Origin of the sequence: Phenylobacterium sp. (assembly GCF_019636135.1) — a bacterium.
In the GTDB taxonomy this organism is placed as follows: Bacteria; Pseudomonadota; Alphaproteobacteria; order Caulobacterales; family Caulobacteraceae; genus Phenylobacterium.
Genome location: NZ_JAHBYD010000031.1, coordinates 1 through 19,854 on the forward strand (window position 1 = coordinate 1; position 19,854 = coordinate 19,854).

Below are 19,854 nucleotides of genomic sequence, written 5' to 3' on the forward strand. Positions count from 1 at the left end.
GGTGATGCCATCCGTCAGCCACATCGTGCCGCTGCTGGTGGGCGACCCCATCCACTGCAAGATGATCTCCGACATGCTGCTGGAAGACCACGGCATCTACGTCCAGCCGATCAACTACCCCACCGTGCCGCGCGGGACCGAGCGGCTGCGCTTCACCCCCAGCCCCGCCCACGACGACCGCATGATGGACGAACTCGTCGAGGTGCTCGAGAAGCTCTGGACCCACTGCAACATCAAGCGCATCGGCGGCGTCGCCGCCTGAGGCCCGGCCCTCTGCTGAAGAGGGCCTCGGCGAAGGAATACGGCGTCGCGCGCGGCCTGGTCCCGCCCGGGCTGCGACAAGTTGGTCCTGCGACGTCCTGGCGTGTGCCGGCGCTACCGAAGCATGTTCAACTCTCGATCAGGACCGGAGCCACCTACAACCCGACGCGGCGCCGGTCCCGGACGCCCCTGCTGACCCAGGGGCGTTCTTTCACTTCGACGTGTCGGAAGCCGGGCGATCCCTCTTACGTCTTGCGGCGGACGCCCAGTCCGAGACCGATCTGCTTGGCGAAGTCGGAGCGGCGCGCGGCGTAGGCCGGCGCGACCATCGGGTAGTCGGCCGGCAGGCCCCAGCGGCGGCGATACTCGTCCGGGCTCAGATTGTAGTGCGAGCGCAGGTAGCGCTTCAGCAACTTCAGCCGTTTGCCGTCCTCGAGACAGACGATGTAGTCGTGCTGCACGGACCGGCCGATCGGCACGGCCGGCTTCGGGCGTTCCTCGGCCCGGGCGGCGGCCGACGCGGCGGTCAGCGCGGTCAGGGCCTGATGCACGGTGCGGATGACGTCCGGCAAGGCGTCTACGGCGATCTCATGCCGGCCCACATACGCAGAGACGATTCCCGCCCCCAGGCGCAACAGCTCTAGCTCCGACGGACCATCGGAATCGGGTCCTGCGCTCATTCACCACCCCTTTTTGACATGCGAGTTCGGACCCTCTGCGCATCCCACCACGCCCGGCCTTCGGCCGTCAACGCGCGGCGACCGCGAACGGTTCCCAGAAATACTGTTCGCGGGCGCGGTTGGAGCGGGGGGCGTTCGGAGGTAAAGGAGGCGCCTCTCGCCGACCCGGGAGTCGGCGCTCCAGCGAAGGCCTTGCCCTTGAACCTGCACGTGCAATCGAAGCCCTCGACCGAAGACTTCTTCCGCGCCGGCGTGGACAGCGCCGATCCGGACCTCGCGAAGATCCTGTCGGGTGAGCTGCGGCGCCAGCAGGACCAGATCGAGCTGATCGCCTCGGAGAACATCGTCTCCAGGGCCGTGCTCGACGCCCAGGGCTCGGTGCTGACCAACAAGTACGCCGAGGGCTACCCGGGCAAGCGCTACTACGGCGGCTGCGAGGTGGTCGACGAGGCCGAGCGGCTCGCGATCGACCGCGCCAAGCAGTTGTTCGGCTGCGAGTACGCCAACGTGCAGCCGCACTCCGGGAGCCAGGCGAACCAGGCGGTGTTCATGGCCACCATGACGCCGGGCGACACCTTCATGGGCATGAACCTGGACCACGGCGGCCACCTGACCCACGGCAAGAGCGTCAACCAGTCGGGCAAGTGGTTCCATCCCGTGGCCTATGGCGTGCGCACCCAGGACCACCTGATCGACTACGACGAGGCCGCCGCGGTGGCCCGCGAGCACAGGCCGAAAGTGATCATCGCCGGCGGCTCGGCCTATTCGCGGCACATCGACTTCGCGAAGTTCCGCGAGATCGCCGACGAGGTGGGCGCGATCCTGATGAGCGACGTCGCCCACTACGCGGGCCTGGTCGTGGCCGGCGAATACCCGAACCCGTTCCCGCACAGCCACGTCGTCACCACGACCACGCACAAGACCCTGCGCGGCCCGCGCGGCGGCATGATCCTGACCAACGACAAGAAGCTGGCGTCGCGGATCAACTCGGCGGTCTTCCCGGGCCTGCAGGGCGGCCCGCTGATGCACGTGATCGCCGCCAAGGCCGTGGCCTTCGGCGAGGCGCTGAAGCCCGAGTTCAGGACCTATGCGAAGCAGGTGATCGAGAACGCCCGGGCGCTGGCCGACAGCCTGCAGGGCGTGGGCTTCAAGATCGTCTCCAACGGCACCGACAGCCACCTCATGCTGGTCGACCTGACGCCCAAGCGCGTCTCGGGGGCCCAGGCCGAAGTCGCGCTGGAGCGGGCCGGGATCACCACGAACAAGAATTCGATCCCCGGCGATCCGCTGCCGGCGATGCAGACGTCGGGCCTGCGCGTCGGCTCGCCGGCCGGCACGACCCGCGGCTTCGGCCCCGAGGAATTCCGTCAGGTCGGCCGCTGGATCGGCGAAGTGCTCGACGCGGTGGCGACCGGCGAGGACTCCACGGCGGTGGAGCAGAAGGTCCGCGCCGAGGTGGTGGCGATGACGAGGCGCTTCCCCATCTACAGCTAATAGCGTTAAGTGGCTGAAGGAGGGGCTAAATATGCGCTGCCCATTCTGTGGCCACGACGAGACCCAGGTGAAGGACAGCCGCCCGTCGGAAGACGGTGCGGCGATTCGCCGGCGCCGGCTGTGCCCGTCGTGCGAGGGCCGTTTCACCACGTTCGAGCGCGTGCAGCTTCGCGAGCTCACCATCCTGAAGCGGTCGGGCCGCCGCACGCCCTTCGACCGCGACAAGCTCGCCCGCTCGATCTCCATCGCCATCCGCAAGCGGCCGATCGAGCCCGAGCGGGTGGAACGCATGATCTCGGCCATCGCCCGCCAGCTCGAGAGCATGGGCGAGACCGAGCTGCCGTCGTCCACCGTCGGCGAGCTGGTCATGAAGCATCTGAAGCAGCTCGATGACGTGGCCTACGTCCGCTACGCCTCGGTCTACCGCGACTTCCGCGAGACCAGCGACTTCGCCCAGTTCCTGAGCGAAGAGGGCCTCAGCGAGGCGCTGGTCGACGGGCGGTAGGCTCGGGCGCCGGTTGAGCGCGCCACGCCCCTGGATGGCTGGCCTCCGTGCGCCGCGCCCCATAAGGGTAGGGCGATGTCAGTCACCCTCAAGCTCGCCACCTCGCTCGACGGCCGGATCGCGACGGCGTCCGGGGAAAGCCGCTGGATCACGGGGCCGCAGGCGCGCGAGCAGGTGCATCGGCTGCGCGCGGCCCACGATGCGGTCGTGGTGGGGATCGAGACGGCGCTGGCGGACGACCCGTCGCTGACGGTGCGGTTGCCGGGGTACGGAGGCCGCCAGCCGGCGCGCGTGGTGCTGGACAGCCGCCAGCGTCTGCCGGCGGACAGCGTGCTCGTGAAGACGGCGCGCGAGGTCCCGACCTATGTGGTCGCCACCGGCGCTCCGGATCCGGCGCTGACGCGCGCCGGCGTCCGCGTGCTGCGCGCGCCCGCGATCGGCAAGGATCGCCCCGATCTGAAGGTCGTCGCACAAATGCTTGCGGACGAAGGGCTTTCCGACCTGTTCGTCGAGGGCGGCGGGCAGGTGGCGGGCAGTTTCCTGCGTTGCGGGCTGGTCGACACGATCGAGTGGTTCCGGGCGCCCATCGTCATCGGCGGGGAAGGGCGGCCCGGCGTGGGCGCGCTGGCGGTTGCGGCGCTCGCCGAGGCGCCCCATTTCCGGCGCGTGGAGGTGGGCCAACTCGGCGACGACCTCTGGGAACGCTATTCGAGGGGCTGAATGTTCACCGGCATCGTCACCGACGTGGGACGCGTCCGCAGCGTCCGGGACACCAACCGCGACCGCCGGTTCGAGATCGAGACGCGCTTCGACCTCGCCACCATCGACATCGGCGCCTCGGTCAGCCACGCGGGCTGCTGCCTGACCGTCGTGGAGAAGGGCGGGGGCTGGTTCGCCGTGGAGGTCTCAGGCGAGACGCTGGGCCTCACGACGCTGTCGGACTGGGCGGAAGGCCGGCCGGTCAACCTGGAGCGCGCCGCCCGCGTGGGCGACGAGCTCGGCGGTCACATCGTCTCGGGGCATGTCGACGGCGTGGGCGAGGTGCTCTCCATCAAGAGCGAGGGCGGCTCGCACCGGGTGCGCATCCGCGCGCCCCGGCCGCTGCACCGCTACATCGCGCCGAAGGGGTCGATCACGGTCGAGGGCGTCTCGCTGACCGTCAACGAGGTCGAGGACGACGTCTTCGGCGTGAACCTGATCCCCCACACCTGGGACGTGACGACGCTGGGGACGCTGACGCCCGGCTCGCGGGTGAACCTCGAGATCGACATGCTGGCGCGCTATCTCGCCCGCTGGCGCGAAACGGCCTAAGAGCAGCATCCAACCGCTGTCCAGGGACCTTCGATGAGCGATGAGCCGATCCGCCTCCTGATCGTGGAGGCGCGCTTCTATGACGACCTGGCCGACGCGCTGCTGGAGGGCGCGACGCAGGCGCTGAGCGCGTTCGGCGCGGAATACGATGTCGTCACCGTTCCGGGCGCCCTGGAGATCCCCGGCGCCATCGCCCTGGCGGAAGAGGCCGGCCACAAGCCGACGGGCGTCCGCTACGACGGCTACGTCGCGCTGGGCTGCGTGATCCGCGGCGAGACCTACCACTTCGAGATCGTCTCGAACGAGAGCGCCCGCGGGATCATGGACCTGACCACGGGCAAGCGCCTGTGCATCGGCAACGGCGTCCTGACCACCGAGGACGACGAGCAGGCCTGGGCCCGCGCCCGCCTCAGCGAAGGCGACAAGGGCGGCGGCGCGGCCCGCGCGGCGTTGTCGATGATCGCCCTGAAGCAGCAATTGCTGGGCGGCAGGCGATGAGCGGCGCGCACGCGTCGCGCTCGGTCGCGCGACTGGCCGCCGTGCAGGCCCTCTACCAGATGGAGGTGTCGTCCATCGGCGTCGAGCACGTGATCCGCGAGTTCACCGAGCACCGCTTCGACCGCGATATCGAGGTGGGCGACAACGAGACCGCGCCGCTGGCCAGCGCCGACGAAGCGTTCTTCGCCGAACTGGTGCGCGGTGTGGTGGCCGAGCAGTCGCGGGTCGACGCCGCGATCGCCCGGCGGCTGGCCGAGAACTGGCGGCTGGAGCGGCTGGACGCCACGGTGCGGGCGATCCTGCGGGCCGGCGCCTACGAACTGGCGCACCGCCCCGACGTGCCGACCGAGGTGGCCATCGACGAGTACGTCGAGATCGCCAAGAGCTTCTTCGAGGGGGTGGAGCCCGGCTTCGTGAACGGCGCCCTGGACGCGGTGGCCCGCGATGTCCGGCCCCGGGCCTGAACGGCTGGACGAGTTCGGCGAGATCGAGCGCCTCTTCCGCCCGCTCACCCGCGGCGCGCCGGGCGCTTTCGGCCTGAAGGACGACGCCGCCGTCCTGCCCAGCCGCAAGGGCCACGAGGTCGTGGTCACCAAGGACGCCATCGTGGAGGGCGTCCACTTCCCGGTGGGCGAGGCGCCCGACCTGGTCGCGCGCAAGCTGGTGCGGGTGAACCTCTCGGACCTGGCGGCCAAGGCGGCCGAGCCCTTCGCGGCCTTCCTGTTCGTGGCCTGGCCCAACGGCCTGGGCGCCCGCGAGCGCGAGCGGTTCGCCATGGGGCTTGCGGCCGACCTGGAGGCCTATGGCGTCAGCCTGATGGGCGGCGACACCGTCTCGACGCCCGGTCCGTTCACGGCGAGCCTGACGGCCATGGGCTGGGTCCCCGAGCGCCGGATGGTGCGCCGGTCGGGCGCGCGGCCGGGCGACCGGCTGCTGGTCTCGGGCACGATCGGCGACGGGACCTTGGGGCTCGCGGCCGTCCGCGGCGAGATCTCCGACACCGAGGGCGAGCTCGTCTACCGCTACCGCCTGCCCGAGCCGCGGCTGGACCTGCGCGACCAGCTCCGCCGCATCGCCACCTCGGCAGCCGATGTCTCGGACGGCCTGATCGCCGATGCGCGCCACCTGGCCGAGGCCAGTGAGGTGCGCGTCGCCATCGACCTCGACAAGCTGCCGCTGAGCCGCGGCGCGGCCACCTGGCTGGAGCAGCAGGCGGATATCCCCGCCGCGCTGCTGCGCCTCGGTTCGGGGGGCGACGACTACGAAGTGGTCTGCACCGCGCCGTCCGGCGTGCGCCGGCCAGCCGGCTTCACCGTCATCGGCGAGGTGCAGGAGGGCGAGGGTGTCGAGGTCCGGGCCGCCGGCGCGCTCATCGATCCCGGCCCCGGCGGGTGGCGGCACACCTAGGCTTGGCGAAGCTTCGCCGCGCGCTAGGGTGGGGGGATGCGACAGCCCAATTTCATCGTGATCCTTGCCGACGACCTCGGCTACGGCGACGTCGGCTGCAACGACTCGACCCACATCCGCACGCCCAACATCGACCGGCTGGCGGCCGAGGGCGCGCGGTTCACCGACTTCTACGCCTCGGCCAATGTCTGCACGCCCAGCCGCGCGGGCCTGCTGACCGGCCGCTACGCCATCCGCTCGGGCCTGGCGCACGAGGTGCTGCAACCCGCCGATACGAAGGGCCTGCCGCTCTCGGAGGTCACGATCCCGAAGGCGCTGAAGCCGGACTACGCCACGGCCCTGTTCGGCAAGTGGCACCTGGGCCACGTGGCGCCGCACTTCCCGCCGACCAGCTACGGCTTCGATCGCTTCTACGGCGTGCCCTACAGCCACGACATGCGGCCGCTACAGGTCTACGAGGCCGAGGGCGAATCGGTGACGGCGCACGACGGCCGCGTCGACATGGCGAAGCTGACGCAGCGGTTCTTCGAGCAGGCGATGGCGTTTGCCGAGGCCAATCGCGACCGGCCGTTCTTCATCCTGCTGGCGCTGACCGCGCCGCACATCCCGCTGGTTCCCAACCCCGACGACCTGACGGGGTCGGCGGGCGGCGCCTACGGCGAAGTGGTGGAGGAGATCGACGTCAACGTCGGCCGGCTGCTGGAGAAGCTGGAGGCGCTGGGGATCGACGGGGACACGATGGTCGCCTTCACCTCGGACAACGGACCGTGGTTCGAGGGCTCGTCGGGGCCGTTCCGCGACCGCAAGGGCGGCGGGGCCTGGGACGGGGCCTTCCGCGTGCCGTTCGTCGCGCGCCTGCCGGGCCGCATTCCGGCCGGAACGGTCGCCGGCGGCCTCGCCAGCAACCTCGACATCCTGCCGACGCTGCTGAGCCTCGCCGGCCTGCCGGCGCCCGCCGGCGTCGAGCTCGATGGCCTGGACGTCTCCGCGCAACTGACGACCGGGCAGGGGCCTGCGCACGAGGAGATCCTGCTCTTCAACAACAACCACGTCGCGGGCCTCAGGACCGACCGCTGGAAGCTGGTCGCACGGTCCTACTACCGCACCTACGACGCGCCGCTGGACGCCCTGCCGCTGCTCTTCGACATGCAGGCCGACCCCGGCGAAAACTACAGCGTCGCCCGGCTCCACCCCGAGGCGCTGGCCGACATGCGCGAGCGGCTGGCCGCGGCGCGCGCACGCTACGAGCCGATGGCCGACGCCTTCCCGCCGCACGTGGCGCCCGCGAGCGCCGCCGACCATCCGGATTAGGGCGGCGCCGGCTACGTTTCGGAAAGGGATTCGGCCGAAGGTCCGCGCATGGTCCGCCGTTTCGCCCTCGCCGCCGCCCTGATCGCGCTCGCGGCGTCGCCGGCCGCCGCGTCGGAGAAGGAAGGCGGCAAGGAGGGCAAGGGCGACGTCGGCCAGTACGTCGACCTGCAGCCCGTCGGCCTGCCGATCACGGCGAACGGCCGCCTCGTGAACTACGTCTTCGTCTATGTGCGCATCAACCTGACCAGCGCCGCCAACGCCGCCCAACTGCGCGAGAAGGAGCCGTTCTTCCGCGACGCCCTGGTCCGCGCCGGCCACCGCACGCCGTTCAACCATCCGAGCGACCTGTCCAAGGTCGATGTCGCGAAGCTGACCGCCGCCCTGACCCGCGAGGCGAACGCGATCGCGGGGCCGGGACGCATCCGCAATGTGGTCGTGACCTCGCAGGCGCCGCGCCGGCGCATGACCGTCCCGCGCGCCTGAGCGGAGCTTCCCCTGCGGCCGGTTGCGCCGTTCCGCCAAACTTGAGTAGTTTCCGGCGTCTTCCGAGGTGCGCGCTCGTGCGCCCCTCGTGGTTGGGGAAACACTGGGACGGGACTTTTCGGGCGAGGCCGTCGGCAAGGGCGGCGATCCGGGTCCTCTCGCGCAGGCGCAAAGGGGTTCGCTGCAAATGAGTTCGATGTTGACGCTGGCGATCGTCGCTGGGGTGGCCGCCGTGCTGTACGGCGTGCTCCAGACGATGTCGCTGTTGCGCTCCTCTCCGGGTAACGCCCGGATGCAGGAGATCGCCGCCGCTATCCAGGAGGGGGCGCAGGCCTACCTCCAGAAGCAGTACACCGCCATCGCGATCGTGGGTGTGGTCATCCTGATCGCCGGCTTCTTCCTGCTGGGCGCGCTGCCGGCCGTGGGCTTCGCCATCGGCGCGGTGCTGTCGGGCCTGGCGGGCTTCGCGGGCATGCTGATCTCGGTGCGCGCCAACGTGCGCACCGCGCAGGCCGCGTCGGAGGGGCTGGCCAAGGGCCTGTCGCTCGCGTTCCGCTCGGGCGCCATCACCGGCATGCTGGTGGCGGGCTTCGCCCTCCTGGGCGTCGCCGGCTACTACTACGTGCTGACCGGCGCGCTCGGCCTGGAGAACACCAGCCGTGAAGTCGTCGACAGCCTGGTGGCCCTGGGCTTCGGCGCCTCGCTGATCTCCATCTTCGCCCGTCTCGGCGGCGGCATCTTCACCAAGGGCGCCGACGTGGGCGGCGACATGGTGGGCAAGGTCGAGGCCGGCATCCCGGAAGACGACCCGCGGAACGCCGCGACCATCGCCGACAACGTGGGCGACAACGTCGGCGACTGCGCCGGCATGGCCGCCGACCTCTTCGAGACCTACGCGGTGACCACGGTCGCCACCATGGTGCTCGCGGCGATCTTCTTCCGCGACGCGGCCGACACGGTGTCCAGCATGATGCTGCTGCCGCTCGGCATCTGCGGCGTCTGCATCTTCACCTCGATCCTCGGCACCTTCGGCGTCCGGCTGGGCAAGTCCAACAACATCATGGGCGCGCTCTACCAGGGCCTGATCGTCACCGGCGTGCTCTCGATCCCCGCCATCTGGTGGGTCGTGAACACCCTGGTCACCGCCGACGTCACCGTCGCGGCCGGCACGATCGCCGAGAAGACCTTCGGGGCGAACGAGCTCTTCTACTGCGGCCTCGTCGGCCTCGTCGTCACGGCGCTGATCGTCGTGATCACCGAGTACTACACGGGCACGGGCTTCCGGCCGGTGAAGTCGGTGGCCAAGGCCTCGGTCTCGGGCCACGGCACGAACGTGATCCAGGGCCTGGCCATGAGCCTGGAGTCCACCGCGGCCCCGGCGCTGGTGATCATCGCCGGCATCATCGTCACCTACAGCCTGGCGGGCCTGTTCGGCATCGCCATCGCGGTGACCGCGATGCTGTCGCTGGCGGGCTTCATCGTGGCCCTCGACGCCTTCGGCCCGGTGACCGACAACGCCGGCGGCATCGCCGAGATGGCGGGCCTGCCCCCGGAAGTCCGCGTCACCACCGACGCGCTCGACGCCGTGGGCAACACCACCAAGGCCGTGACCAAGGGCTACGCCATCGGTTCGGCCGGCCTGGGCGCCCTGGTGCTCTTCGCCGCCTACACCGAGGACCTGAAGTTCTTCTCGGCCAACGCCGAGCCGGGCTCGTTCTTCGCCGACCTGGGCGCGGTCGCCTTCGACCTCTCCAACCCCTACGTGGTGGTCGGCCTGCTGTTCGGGGGGCTGCTGCCCTTCCTGTTCGGCGGCATGTCGATGACCGCCGTGGGCCGGGCCGCGGAATCGGTGGTGGAGGAAGTCCGCCGCCAGTTCCGTGAGAACCCCGGCATCATGACGGGCGAGGTGAAGCCGGAGTACGGCAAGGCCGTCGGCATCCTGACCACGGCGGCGATCCGCGAGATGATCGTCCCGTCGCTGCTGCCGGTCGCCTCGCCGGTCGTGCTGTTCTTCGTGATCAACGCCATCGCCGGCAAGGTGAACGGCTTCGCCGCGCTCGGCGCCATGCTGATGGGCGTGATCGTCACCGGCCTGTTCGTCGCCATCTCGATGACCTCGGGCGGCGGCGCGTGGGACAACGCCAAGAAGCTGATCGAGGAAGGCCACCACGGCGGCAAGGGCTCGGAGGCCCACAAGGCCGCCGTGACCGGCGACACCGTCGGCGACCCCTACAAGGACACGGCGGGCCCCGCCGTGAACCCGATGATCAAGATCACCAACATCGTGGCCCTGCTGCTGCTGGCGATCCTGGCGCACGGCGCGGTGGGCTGAGGCCCAATCCCCCGACCATCCCTCCCCTTCAGGGGAGGGACAGGCCGCGCCAGCGGCCAGGGTGGGGAAGTGTGGTGCGAAACTCCGAGGGGTGGGGATGACCCAGGTTTTCCCCACCCGGCTCGGCTGCGCCGAGCTGTCCCTCCCCTGAAGGGGAGGGATTTTTTTGGCTAGCGCCGATCTCCCGGACGCGAACCGGGGACGCCCTCGTCGTCCTGCGGCAGCAGGCCGCCGCGGCCCACGCTGCCCAGGAGTTGCTCGAGGATCGTCATCTCGCGGCCGCGCGTGGGGGTCTCGCGGGTGTTGTAGGCGATCACCTTGCCGTCCTTCAGCGTGTAGACGTTCACCGTCTCCACCAGCTCGCTCTCCTTGTTGAAGGCGATGGCGGTCACGTTGCGGGCGGTGACCTTCGGGCGGCGGAACGCCACGCGCTCCTTCACCTGGTTCACGTAGAACCAGACGTTCGGGTCGAACGTCGACTGCACCGAGGGCGAGCCCAGCTTGGCGCGCACGGTCGACTTGGTGTCGGTCCCGACCTTCACGTCCTTCGGGTCGGAGTCGATCGCCTGGAAGCCCGAATAGCTGGTGATCGGAGAGCAGGCGCTCAGCCCGGCGGCCGCCAGGGTGACGGCGGCGAGGGCGGCCTGGAGACCGGAGGAGGCGGCGGGACGGGACATTCGGACTCGTTTCTGAAACCGGAGCCGGCAAGAGGCTTTGACCTATCGCTGGCCGCCCCTTAGTTCAATGCCGCCTTTAGCCCCACCTTCGGGGCGAAATCGAGGCCCGTCATGCTGAAGCGCCTGTTCAAGCCGAGACCCGCCGTGGAGGCGGGCCGCGCGCTCTATGCGCGCACGGTGGCGCAGGCCCGCAATCCGGCCCTCTACGCGACGCTGGGCGCGCCCGATACGCCCGAGGGCCGCTTCGAGGTCTACAGCCTGCACGTCTACCTGGTGCTGGAGCGCCTGAAGGGGCAGGGGCCGCAGGCGTCCGAGACGGCGCAGGCGCTGTTCGACACCTACGTCAGCGCGCTGGACAACTCCCTGCGCGAGATGGGCGTGGGCGACCTGTCGGTGGGCAAGCGGATGCGCAAGCTGGGCGAGGCGTTCTTCGGCCGCGTCACGTCGTACGAGAAGGCGCTGGCGGCGTTGCCGGACCGGACGGAGCTGGAGGCGATGCTCGCGCGCACGGTCTACGCCGGGGTCGCGGACGCCGACATCGGGCCGCTCGCGGACTACATCATGGCCCAGCGCGCCGTCCTGGCGAGCCAGCCGGTGGACGGCTTCTTCGCCGGCGAGATCGCGTGGGGCGCGCCTTGAGCTGGACCCGTCCGGTCAAGCTGCACGAACTGGCGCGCGGGCCGGTCTCGCTGAAGCTCGCGCCGGACGAGGCGCAGCGCGCGGCGCTGGCGAAGCAACTGGGTCTGCTTAGCCTGCCCAGCTTCACCGCCGACGTGACCGTGAAGCCCTGGCTGGACGGCGTCGAGGTGACGGGCCGCTTCAAGGCCGTGGTCGAGCAGGTCTGCGGGATCTCGCTCGATCGGTTCGAGCAGCCGGTCGCGGGCGAGATCGACCTCCGCGCCGTGCCGGCCGGCAGCCCGCATGCCGCCGAGCCGGCGGCCGGCGCGGTGGAACTGGACCCCGACGCCCCGGACGCCCCCGACATCCTGGACGGCGACGCCATCGACGTGGCCGCCGTGGCCGCCGAGCACCTGGCGCTGGAGATCGATCCGTTCCCGCGCAAGCCCGGCGCGACCTTCGACTACAAGCCGCCGGAGGAGGAGACGTCCCCCTTCGCGGCGCTGAAGAAGCTGCAGGAACCGAAGGGTTAGTTCCCAGCCTGCCACGGCGCCGCTATGGTCGCCGGAATCGCAGACCGTTCTCAGCCGAAGTGGAAACCGGTTCGGCGTCCGGAACGGTCCAAGCCAGGAGCCGCGGTCGGCGAAGCCGATCGCTCGGGGGACGAAAGCGCCGACTTGACCCAGCTGCTGGTGATTTCGATCGACGCCATGGGCGGCGATCACGGGCCGTCCGTGGTGGTGCCGGCGTGCGCCCATGCGTTGCCGGGCCTTCCCGGCGATGCGCGCCTGGTCCTGCACGGCGACGAGGCCGCGATCCGCGCCGAGGCCCAGAAGTGCAGGCTGGCGCTGGACCGCGTCGAGATCCGGCATGCCGACAAGGTCATCGCCATGGACGAGAAGCCCGCCCAGGCCATGCGCCGCGGCAAGGGCTCGTCCATGTGGAACGCCGTCGAGGCGATCCGTGAAGGTCACGCCGACGTCGCCGTCTCGGCCGGCAACACCGGCGCCCTGATGGCCATCTCCATGCTGATCCTGCGCATGACGGCCGATCTCGATCGGCCGGCGCTCGTCGCCTCGATGCCCCACGCCCGCGGCGTCACCACCTTCCTGGACGCCGGCGCCAACATCGACTGCGACGCCGAGCGCCTGGTCGAGTTCGCCATCATGGGCGAGGCGTATCACCGCGCGGCCCACGGCGTCGCGAGGCCCACCGTGGGCCTGCTGAACGTCGGCTCCGAGGAGATGAAGGGGCACGAGGAGGTCCGCGAAGCCAACCGCATCCTCCGCGAGGGCCGGATCGACCTCGAGTACAAGGGCTTCGTCGAGGGCGACGACATCACCGGCGGCGCCGTGGACGTGGTGGTCACCGACGGCTTCACCGGCAACGTGGCCCTGAAGGCCATGGAGGGCGCCGCGAGGTTCATGTTCGGCGAGCTGCGCGCCGCGCTGACCAACGGAGCCGTCGCCAGACTGGGCGCGATCCTGGCCCGACCTGCGCTGCTGAAGTTCCGCGACAAGATCAGCCCGCCGCCGGCGGCGCCGCTCCTGGGCCTGAACGGCCTGGTCCTCAAGTGCCACGGCTCGGCCGAGACCCGCGATTTCGCCAAGGCGGTGAAGGCCGCGGCCGATCTTTCGCAAAGCGGGTTTGCCTCCGAGATCGAACGGAATATGAGGCGGCTTCCCGCTGCGCTCGCCGACGCGGGTCCCGCATCCGCGGACGGAGCCGCCTGAATTGCCCCCCAAGTCTCCTGGTGTCCTGCGTAGCGTCGTGACCGGGGTCGGCGGCTTCCTGCCCGACCGCATCGTCACGAACGACGAACTCTCCAAGCTGGTCGAGACGTCGGACGAGTGGATCCGCGAGCGCACGGGCATCCGGCAGCGCCGGCAGGCCGACGACGACACGCCCGTCTCCGATCTCGCCGTGGAAGCCGCCCGCCGCGCCCTGGCCGCCGCCGGCCGCGCGCCGCAGGACGTCGACCTGATCATCGTGGCGACGACCACGCCCGACCTGACCTTCCCCGCCACGGCCACCATCGTACAGCGCAAGCTGGGCTGCCCGATCGGGATCGCCTTCGACGTGCAGGCCGTCTGCTCGGGCTTCGTCTACGCCCTGTCGGTCGCGGACGGCTTCGTGGCCCGCAACCGCAGCAGGTGCGCGCTGGTCATCGGCGCCGAGACCATGACGCGGCTGATGGACTGGACCGACCGTGGCACCTGCGTGCTGTTCGGCGACGGCGCCGGCGCGGTCGTGCTGGAGCCGGGCGAAGGCGAGGGGACCACGGCCGACCGCGGCCTGCTGGGCTTCGCGCTGCGCGCCGACGGGACCAAGCAGGAACTCCTCTACGTCGACGGCGGCGTCTCGACCAACCGCCAGACCGGCTACCTGCGCATGCAGGGCAACCAGGTGTTCCGCCATGCCGTGGTGAACATCTCCGAGGCGGTGACCGCTGCGGCCGCAGACGCGGGCGTCTCGGTGCCCGAGGTCGACTGGTTCATCCCCCACCAGGCCAACCAGCGGATCCTGGAGGGCGTCGCCCGGCGCCTGGGCATCGACGAGAGCAAGGTCATCTCCACGGTCGCCGAGCACGCGAACACCTCGGCGGCGTCGATTCCCCTTGCGCTGGACGAGGGCGTGAAGGACGGTCGCATCAAGCCGGGACAGCTTCTGCTGCTCGAGGCGATGGGCGGTGGGTTGACCTGGGGCGCCTGCGTCCTGCGCCTTTAGGGCGGCTTCTTGGGTCGGCTTCTTAGGTCGGGGCCGCAAAGCGTGACTTGAAGTCTTTGTAGCAATAGGACAATCAAGACACATGAACGATGTGGCTATGGGGACGCAGGCGATCATGAAGGGGGCGACGGTAACGCGAGCCGACCTCTGCGAGGCGGTCCACGAGCAGGTCGGCCTCACGCGTCAGGATTGCTCCGAGCTCGTCGAGCGGGTCCTGGAGCTGATGTGCGTCGCCCTGGAACGGGGCGAACAGGTCAAGCTCAGCGGCTTCGGCGTCTTCCAGGTCCGCGCCAAGCGCGCCCGCATGGGACGCAACCCGAAGACCGGCGAGCCCGCCGCCATCGATCCGCGCCGCGTGATCGGCTTCCGCGCGAGCCAGGTGATGAAGGCCCGGGTCGACCGGGCCCTGTCGCGGTGAGGACCGCGTAACCGCGGTGGCCAAGGGGCCCGACGCCTTCAGGACGATCTCCGAAGCGGCGGACGAACTCGACGTGCCCCAGCATGTGCTCCGGTTCTGGGAGACCAGGTTCAGCTTCATCAAGCCCATGAAGCGGGCCGGCGGGCGGCGGTTCTATCGCCCGTCAGACATCGCCGTGCTGAAGGGCGTGCGCCGCCTGCTCCACGACGAGGGCTACACCATCAAGGGGGTCCAGAAGCTCCAGCGCGAGCAGGGCCTGAAGCGCCTGGTCGCGGCGGGCGAGGGCGTCACCTTCTCGGCCCCGACCCCGGACAAACCCTCGGCTCCCGTCGATCCGAAAGCCCCGGCGGGCGACAGGAGCGGGCTCCTCGAGGCCCTGCAGGACCTGGAATCGATCAAGGCCCGGCTCGACGGCCTCCTGAAGAAGTAGCGGCGCCCCAGGTGCAGGCTCGCGGAGGCTGATCGGAGGAGCTCGCAGGTCCTGGAACCCTCCCTTTGCGCCATTCCATCTGGGCGCCGGGATGGGCGGTATCGAGGACGCACCCCTAGGACTTTGGTCCTACGACTTCCGTCCGATACCCGCGCCGGGCGCCGCGTGGCAGCGTCTCCTGGTCAGATCAGGAGGGCTTCCCGGTGCGAAACACCAACCTATGGGCGTACTTCGCCGCGCCGCTCGCGGGCCTCGCCGGCGCCGTGGCGGTCGCGTCCGCACCGGCCCACGCCGGGACGGCCGTCATCGTCGACACCGGCGATCCGACCCAGCTCAACGCGGGCTACTCGCTCCTCAACGCCAATGCGATCCCGGGCTTTGGCCCGCAGTCCATCGCCGCGCGGTTCGTGGTGGACACGGAGCTCACCATCACCAGCATCGAAGGCTGGGTGGGCCGTTTCGGCGACGGGCCGAGCACCTATCACATCACGCTCTACGAGGACGGGCCGGGCCCCAGCTACTGGACCCCCGGCGCTCAACTCTACACGATCGGCCTGTCGGACGGCGGGCCGGGCAACGGCTACATCGGCACGAGCGACATCAGTTGGCGCGTCGGGCCGGGCGCCTACTGGGTCGGCTTCGAGGTGCTGCCCGGGGACACCCTGTTCGGCTTCATGCCCTACTTCGTGCCGCGGCCGCTGCAGGAAGCCATCGGTCCGCCCGGCGCCTATTTCAGAGCAGCCGGCGCGCCGGGCTCAGCCTTCCGCATCTCGGGCGTGATCCCCGAGCCGGGCGCCTGGGCGCTGATGATCGTGGGCTTCGGCGCGGCCGGCGCGGTGCTGCGGGCGCGACGCCGCGCGGCGGCGGTCTAGCCAGGAAGGGAAATCTCGCCGCCGGCCGCTGGTCGGAGCGACAGGATTTGAACCTGCGACCCCTTGACCCCCAGTCAAGTGCGCTACCAAGCTGCGCCACGCTCCGAAGGGCCAGGCGGCGAGGGGCGTCTTCTAGCGGAAGCAGGGATGAGGGCAAGGCCCAACTTCCTTTCCCGCACACGCGGGAAGGGAAGGGCCTCAACCCTCCCGGTTCATCCACCTGATCAGCGGGAACAGCGGCACGCCCCAGACCGTGCCGGCCACGCCGTAGTAGGCGAGGCGGGCGGCCCAGTGGTCGGGGATGTAGTCGCCCACGCTCACGACCACGACGACATAGAGGCCGCAGAACGCGAGGATCGCGATCATGCCGATGAACTTGCGCAGGCGCGGGGACATGGGGAGCCGTCATAGAGCGCTCGCCGCGGCGGCGTAAGCCCGCTAAAGGGTCCGGCTCAAAGCCAACCGAGAAAAGTCCGCGTACCCTTAGGCGCCATGATCTCGTTCCTGAGTTCCGACCGCTCCAAGCCGGTGGCCATCTGGCTGTTCGTCGTGGCCGCCCTGGTGATCGGCATGATCGTCCTCGGCGGCGCCACGCGCCTGACCGATTCCGGCCTCTCGATCACCCAGTGGAAGCCGGTGACCGGCGCGATCCCGCCGCTGAGCCCTGCCGACTGGCAGGCCGAGTTCGCCCGCTACAAGCAGATTCCGCAGTACGCGCAGCTCAATGCCGGCATGAGCCTCGCCGACTTCAAGACGATCTACTGGTGGGAGTGGTCGCACCGCTTCCTCGGCCGGATCATCGGCGCCGTCTTCTTCGTTCCGTTCGTCGTCTTCGCGATCCGGCGCGAGCTCCCGCGACGGCTGTTCCTGCGCCTGGGGGTGATCTTCGCGCTCGGCGGGGCCCAAGCGGCGGTCGGCTGGTGGATGGTCGCGAGCGGGCTGTCGCAGCGGGTATCGGTCGCGCCCGAGCGGCTGATGGCGCACCTCGGACTGGCCTTCGCGCTGCTCGCGGCGCTGCTGTGGACCGCCTTCGACTGCTGGGCCGGCGCGGCGCGGCAGACCCTGCCCAGCCCCTGGGGCCGGCGCGCGGCCGCGCTGCTCGGCCTGATCTTCGTGCAGATCCTGCTGGGCGCGCTGGTCGCGGGCAACGACGCCGGCCTGGTCTACAACGACTGGCCGCTGATGAACGGGCGGCTGGTCCCGGACGACTACTGGAACGGCGGCCTCTGGGCGACCCTCGCGCACAGCCAGGGCGCCGTGCAACTGCATCACCGCCTGGTCGCCTACCTGCTGACGGTCGTCGCCGTGGCGTTGGGCGTGACGGCGTGGCGGTCGACGTACCTCGCGCGGACGTCGAAGCTGCTGGGCCTGGGCGTGGCCGCCGCGGTCGTGCTCCAGGCGGGGCTCGGGATCGCGACGCTGATGACGCGCGCGCCGCTCGGGCTGTCCATCGTCCACCAACTGAGCGCGGCGGCGGTGCTCGGCCTGGGTGTCGCCTTCGCCTGGCGGGTTCGGCGGATCTGACGGTCCGCCGGCCGTGGCGCGGGGCCGACGCCGCGGTGGACAGGATCGCGCCCGGCGGCTGAGAAAGTCACGGTAAAATAGTACCTCACATGAAATATCCAATGAAATCCGCGATCTAGATATTTCCGTGCGACGTTCGTGCGGTTGACTTCAAGGCGCGCATTCGGCATATGCCGCCCCTCACGTCGGGGGCGCAGCCAGCGGACCCGCATTGGTTCATTGGATCGTCCCTCATGCTGAAGAGCACCACGGCTTCGCTGAAGCCCGCCGAGGTCGAGAAGAAGTGGATCGTTGTCGATGCCGAGAACGCCGTGGTCGGCCGCCTCGCTTCGTTCATCGCCATGCGTCTTCGCGGCAAGCATCGCGCTGATTACACCCCGCACGTCGACTGTGGCGACTTTGTCGTCGTCGTGAACGCCGACAAGGTGAAGTTCACGGGCAAGAAGGCCACCGACGAGGTCTACTACTGGCACACCGGCCACCCGGGCGGCGTGAAGCAGCGGACCCCGGCCCAGATCCTGGGCGGCAAGTATCCCGAGCGCGTCCTGCAGAAGGCCGTCGAGCGCATGCTGCCGAAGGAAAGCCCGTTGGCCCGCAAGCAGATGACGCACCTGCGCATCTACAACACCGGTGAGCACCCGCACGCCGCGCAGAACCCCGAGACCATCGCGTTCGCCGACCTGAACGCCAAGAACGTGCGGAGCGCCTGATGTCCGAAGCTGAAACGCCGACCGAGGCCGCCACCGGCTTCGACGCCCTGAAGGGCATGGGGACGCAGGCGGAAGCCCCCGTCCACGAGCGCAAGGTCGACGCCCAGGGCCGCAGCTATGCGACCGGCAAGCGCAAGAACGCGGTCGCCCGCGTCTGGATCAAGCCGGGCAGCGGCAAGATCACGATCAACGATCGCGACCAGGAGGTGTACTTCGCCCGCCCGGTGCTGCGGATGATGATCGCCCAGCCGATGCAACTGACCGACCGCGCCGGCCAGTTCGACGTCATCGCCACCGTGGAAGGCTCGGGCCTCTCCGGTCAGGCGGGCGCGATCCGCCACGCGATCTCGAAGGCCCTGACCTACTACGAGCCGGGCCTCCGCTCGGTGCTGAAGCCGCACGGCCTCCTCACCCGCGACCCGCGCGTCGTGGAGCGGAAGAAGTACGGCAAGGCCAAGGCCCGCCGCAGCTTCCAGTTCTCGAAGCGCTGAGCCGCGCGCGAACACTCGCGTTTGGAAGGGGCGCTTCGGGCAACCGAGGCGCCCTTTCTCTTTCTGGCCTTATCACTGCGGGGACCGACCATGGCCCACACGATCTTCATCGACGGCGAAGCCGGCACGACCGGCCTCCAGATCCGCGACCGGCTGGCCGGACGGCGCGACATCGAGCTGCTCTCGATCGATCCGGAACGGCGCAAGGACGCCGGCGCCCGCGCCGAACTGCTGAACGCGGCCGACGCCGTGGTCCTGTGCCTGCCCGACGACGCCTCGCGCGAGGCCGTGTCGCTGATCTCGTCCAACTCGGTGAAGGTCGTCGACGCCTCGACGGCCTACCGCACGGCGCCCGGCTGGACCTACGGCTTCCCCGAGATGTCGAGGGACCAGCGCGACGCGGTCCGCAACGCCACGCGCGTCTCGAACCCCGGCTGCTATCCGACCGGTTTCATCGGACTGGTGAGGCCGCTGGTGGCCGCCGGCCTGATCCCGGCCGACTTCCCGGTCACGGTGAACGCGATCTCCGGCTACTCGGGCGGCGGCAAGGGCCTGATCGCCGAGTTCGAGGGCCAGCCCGCGCCGCAGGGCACGGACGACGCCTTCCGCGCCTATGGCTTCACCCTGGCCCACAAGCACCTGCCGGAGATGCAGATCCACGCGGGGCTCGCCCATCCGCCGGTCTTCGCGCCGTCGGTTGGCCGCTACGCCCAGGGCATGCTGGTCGAGGTTCCGCTCCAGCTCTGGGCGCTGCCGGGCCAGCCGACGCCCGCCGACCTGCACGTGGCCCTCGAGGCCGCCTATGCTGGCGAGACCTTCGTCGAGGTGGCCAGCGGCGCCGAATGCGCCGAGCTCCAGAAGGCGCGCGCCGGCGCGGCCAACTACGTGGCCGGGCTCGATCCCCAGGCGCTGAACGGCACGAACAGGATGCGCCTGTTCGTCTTCGGCTCGGCCGACGGCAGGCAGGCCCGCCTGGTCGCCCTGCTGGACAACCTGGGCAAGGGGGCCTCGGGCGCGGCGGTGCAGAGCCTCAACCTGATGCTGGGCCTGCCCGAGGACGCCGGGCTGTGATCCGGCGGCCGCGGGGGCTTGCATCCCGGCGCGG

General features: G+C 70.2%; 25 protein-coding genes and 1 tRNA gene. 22 read left to right on the forward strand and 4 right to left on the reverse strand.

Translation table 11 applies throughout. The features are described 5' to 3' along the window. The coding region (locus tag KF737_RS18565; protein WP_296458492.1) for an aminotransferase class I/II-fold pyridoxal phosphate-dependent enzyme at window positions 1-262 on the forward strand (262 nt) is incomplete at its 5' end. Between the two features lie 244 nt (window positions 263-506). Here the strand turns inward: KF737_RS18565 and KF737_RS18570 are convergent. Then, window positions 507-941, reverse strand: a complete 435-nt coding sequence (locus tag KF737_RS18570) for a MucR family transcriptional regulator (protein WP_296458495.1) — start codon at window positions 939-941, stop codon at window positions 507-509. A 204-nt stretch (window positions 942-1,145) separates the two neighbouring features. Between KF737_RS18570 and glyA the strand changes: the two genes are divergently transcribed. From glyA to KF737_RS18620, 10 genes are all read left to right on the forward strand, one after another. Continuing rightward, the gene (gene glyA / locus KF737_RS18575; protein WP_296458685.1) at window positions 1,146-2,435 is read left to right on the forward strand and encodes a serine hydroxymethyltransferase; all 1,290 of its coding nucleotides are present in this window, start codon (window positions 1,146-1,148) and stop codon (window positions 2,433-2,435) included. Window positions 2,436-2,466: 31 nt separating this feature from the next. Continuing rightward, entirely contained in the window at window positions 2,467-2,940 is a 474-nt protein-coding gene (gene nrdR / locus KF737_RS18580; RefSeq protein WP_296458498.1) for a transcriptional regulator NrdR, read from the forward strand. Window positions 2,941-3,015: 75 nt separating this feature from the next. Continuing rightward, on the forward strand, window positions 3,016-3,660 hold the full coding sequence (locus tag KF737_RS18585) for a RibD family protein (protein ID WP_296458501.1): 645 nt from the start codon (window positions 3,016-3,018) through the stop codon (window positions 3,658-3,660). Continuing rightward, window positions 3,661-4,251 carry a riboflavin synthase gene (locus KF737_RS18590; RefSeq protein WP_296458504.1) on the forward strand — a complete coding sequence of 197 codons (591 nt, stop codon included), beginning with the start codon at window positions 3,661-3,663 and terminating at the stop codon, window positions 4,249-4,251. It abuts the gene before it with no gap. Window positions 4,252-4,284: 33 nt separating this feature from the next. Beyond that, on the forward strand, window positions 4,285-4,749 hold the full coding sequence (gene ribH / locus KF737_RS18595; RefSeq protein ID WP_296458507.1) for a 6,7-dimethyl-8-ribityllumazine synthase: 465 nt from the start codon (window positions 4,285-4,287) through the stop codon (window positions 4,747-4,749). Further along, the gene (nusB, locus tag KF737_RS18600) at window positions 4,746-5,213 is read left to right on the forward strand and encodes a transcription antitermination factor NusB (RefSeq protein ID WP_296458509.1); all 468 of its coding nucleotides are present in this window, start codon (window positions 4,746-4,748) and stop codon (window positions 5,211-5,213) included. The genes ribH and nusB overlap by 4 nt, the downstream gene beginning before the upstream one ends. Next, window positions 5,194-6,156: a thiamine-phosphate kinase gene (gene thiL / locus KF737_RS18605; protein WP_296458512.1), complete on the forward strand. Its 963-nt coding sequence runs from the start codon at window positions 5,194-5,196 to the stop codon at window positions 6,154-6,156. The genes nusB and thiL overlap by 20 nt, the downstream gene beginning before the upstream one ends. Window positions 6,157-6,192: 36 nt before the next feature. Then, window positions 6,193-7,467, forward strand: a complete 1,275-nt coding sequence (locus KF737_RS18610) for a sulfatase (RefSeq protein ID WP_296458514.1) — start codon at window positions 6,193-6,195, stop codon at window positions 7,465-7,467. A gap of 48 nt (window positions 7,468-7,515) precedes the next feature. Further along, window positions 7,516-7,950, forward strand: coding sequence for a hypothetical protein (locus KF737_RS18615; protein WP_296458517.1), 435 nt, complete (start codon window positions 7,516-7,518; stop codon window positions 7,948-7,950). A 187-nt stretch (window positions 7,951-8,137) separates the two neighbouring features. After that, window positions 8,138-10,282 (forward strand): sodium-translocating pyrophosphatase, encoded by a 2,145-nt coding sequence (locus KF737_RS18620; protein WP_296458520.1) that lies wholly within the window; start codon window positions 8,138-8,140, stop codon window positions 10,280-10,282. Between the two features lie 170 nt (window positions 10,283-10,452). On the opposite strand, the gene KF737_RS18625 is transcribed toward KF737_RS18620, so the two are convergent. Then, entirely contained in the window at window positions 10,453-10,959 is a 507-nt protein-coding gene (locus tag KF737_RS18625) for an outer membrane protein assembly factor BamE (RefSeq protein WP_296458522.1), read from the reverse strand. A gap of 111 nt (window positions 10,960-11,070) precedes the next feature. On the opposite strand from KF737_RS18625, the gene KF737_RS18630 reads away from it, so the two are divergent. The 7 genes from KF737_RS18630 (at window position 11,071) to KF737_RS18660 (ending at window position 16,024) form a co-directional block, all read left to right on the forward strand. Continuing rightward, the gene (locus KF737_RS18630) at window positions 11,071-11,598 is read left to right on the forward strand and encodes a ubiquinol-cytochrome C chaperone family protein (RefSeq protein ID WP_296458525.1); all 528 of its coding nucleotides are present in this window, start codon (window positions 11,071-11,073) and stop codon (window positions 11,596-11,598) included. Then, a complete protein-coding gene (locus KF737_RS18635) occupies window positions 11,595-12,110 on the forward strand; it encodes a YceD family protein (protein ID WP_296458528.1) in 516 nt (171 codons plus the stop codon). Before KF737_RS18630 ends, KF737_RS18635 begins: the two co-directional genes overlap by 4 nt. 144 nt (window positions 12,111-12,254) lie before the next feature. Then, the gene (plsX, locus tag KF737_RS18640) at window positions 12,255-13,310 is read left to right on the forward strand and encodes a phosphate acyltransferase PlsX (RefSeq protein ID WP_296458531.1); all 1,056 of its coding nucleotides are present in this window, start codon (window positions 12,255-12,257) and stop codon (window positions 13,308-13,310) included. A gap of 1 nt (window position 13,311) precedes the next feature. Further along, a complete protein-coding gene (locus KF737_RS18645; RefSeq protein WP_296458535.1) occupies window positions 13,312-14,304 on the forward strand; it encodes a beta-ketoacyl-ACP synthase III in 993 nt (330 codons plus the stop codon). A 115-nt stretch (window positions 14,305-14,419) separates the two neighbouring features. Then, window positions 14,420-14,722 (forward strand): integration host factor subunit alpha, encoded by a 303-nt coding sequence (locus tag KF737_RS18650; protein WP_296458688.1) that lies wholly within the window; start codon window positions 14,420-14,422, stop codon window positions 14,720-14,722. A 16-nt stretch (window positions 14,723-14,738) separates the two neighbouring features. After that, window positions 14,739-15,152: a MerR family transcriptional regulator gene (locus tag KF737_RS18655; RefSeq protein WP_296458538.1), complete on the forward strand. Its 414-nt coding sequence runs from the start codon at window positions 14,739-14,741 to the stop codon at window positions 15,150-15,152. 203 nt (window positions 15,153-15,355) lie between these two features. Next, a complete protein-coding gene (locus KF737_RS18660; RefSeq protein ID WP_296458541.1) occupies window positions 15,356-16,024 on the forward strand; it encodes a PEPxxWA-CTERM sorting domain-containing protein in 669 nt (222 codons plus the stop codon). 29 nt (window positions 16,025-16,053) lie between these two features. Here the strand turns inward: KF737_RS18660 and KF737_RS18665 are convergent. Next, window positions 16,054-16,130 (reverse strand) — tRNA-Pro (locus tag KF737_RS18665). A gap of 92 nt (window positions 16,131-16,222) precedes the next feature. Next, complete coding sequence (locus tag KF737_RS18670) at window positions 16,223-16,420, reverse strand: DUF2842 domain-containing protein (RefSeq protein ID WP_296458544.1); 198 nt, start codon at window positions 16,418-16,420, stop codon at window positions 16,223-16,225. A 96-nt stretch (window positions 16,421-16,516) separates the two neighbouring features. Here KF737_RS18670 and KF737_RS18675 point away from each other — a divergent pair, with 96 nt between their 5' ends. From KF737_RS18675 to argC, 4 genes are all read left to right on the forward strand, one after another. Beyond that, on the forward strand, window positions 16,517-17,548 hold the full coding sequence (locus tag KF737_RS18675; protein WP_296458550.1) for a COX15/CtaA family protein: 1,032 nt from the start codon (window positions 16,517-16,519) through the stop codon (window positions 17,546-17,548). Between the two features lie 236 nt (window positions 17,549-17,784). Further along, window positions 17,785-18,258, forward strand: coding sequence for a 50S ribosomal protein L13 (gene rplM / locus KF737_RS18680; RefSeq protein WP_296458692.1), 474 nt, complete (start codon window positions 17,785-17,787; stop codon window positions 18,256-18,258). Continuing rightward, a complete protein-coding gene (rpsI, locus tag KF737_RS18685) occupies window positions 18,258-18,749 on the forward strand; it encodes a 30S ribosomal protein S9 (protein ID WP_296458553.1) in 492 nt (163 codons plus the stop codon). Before rplM ends, rpsI begins: the two co-directional genes overlap by 1 nt. 90 nt (window positions 18,750-18,839) lie before the next feature. Continuing rightward, window positions 18,840-19,820 (forward strand): N-acetyl-gamma-glutamyl-phosphate reductase, encoded by a 981-nt coding sequence (gene argC / locus KF737_RS18690; RefSeq protein WP_296458555.1) that lies wholly within the window; start codon window positions 18,840-18,842, stop codon window positions 19,818-19,820. The last annotated feature ends 34 nt before the right edge of the window (window positions 19,821-19,854 follow it).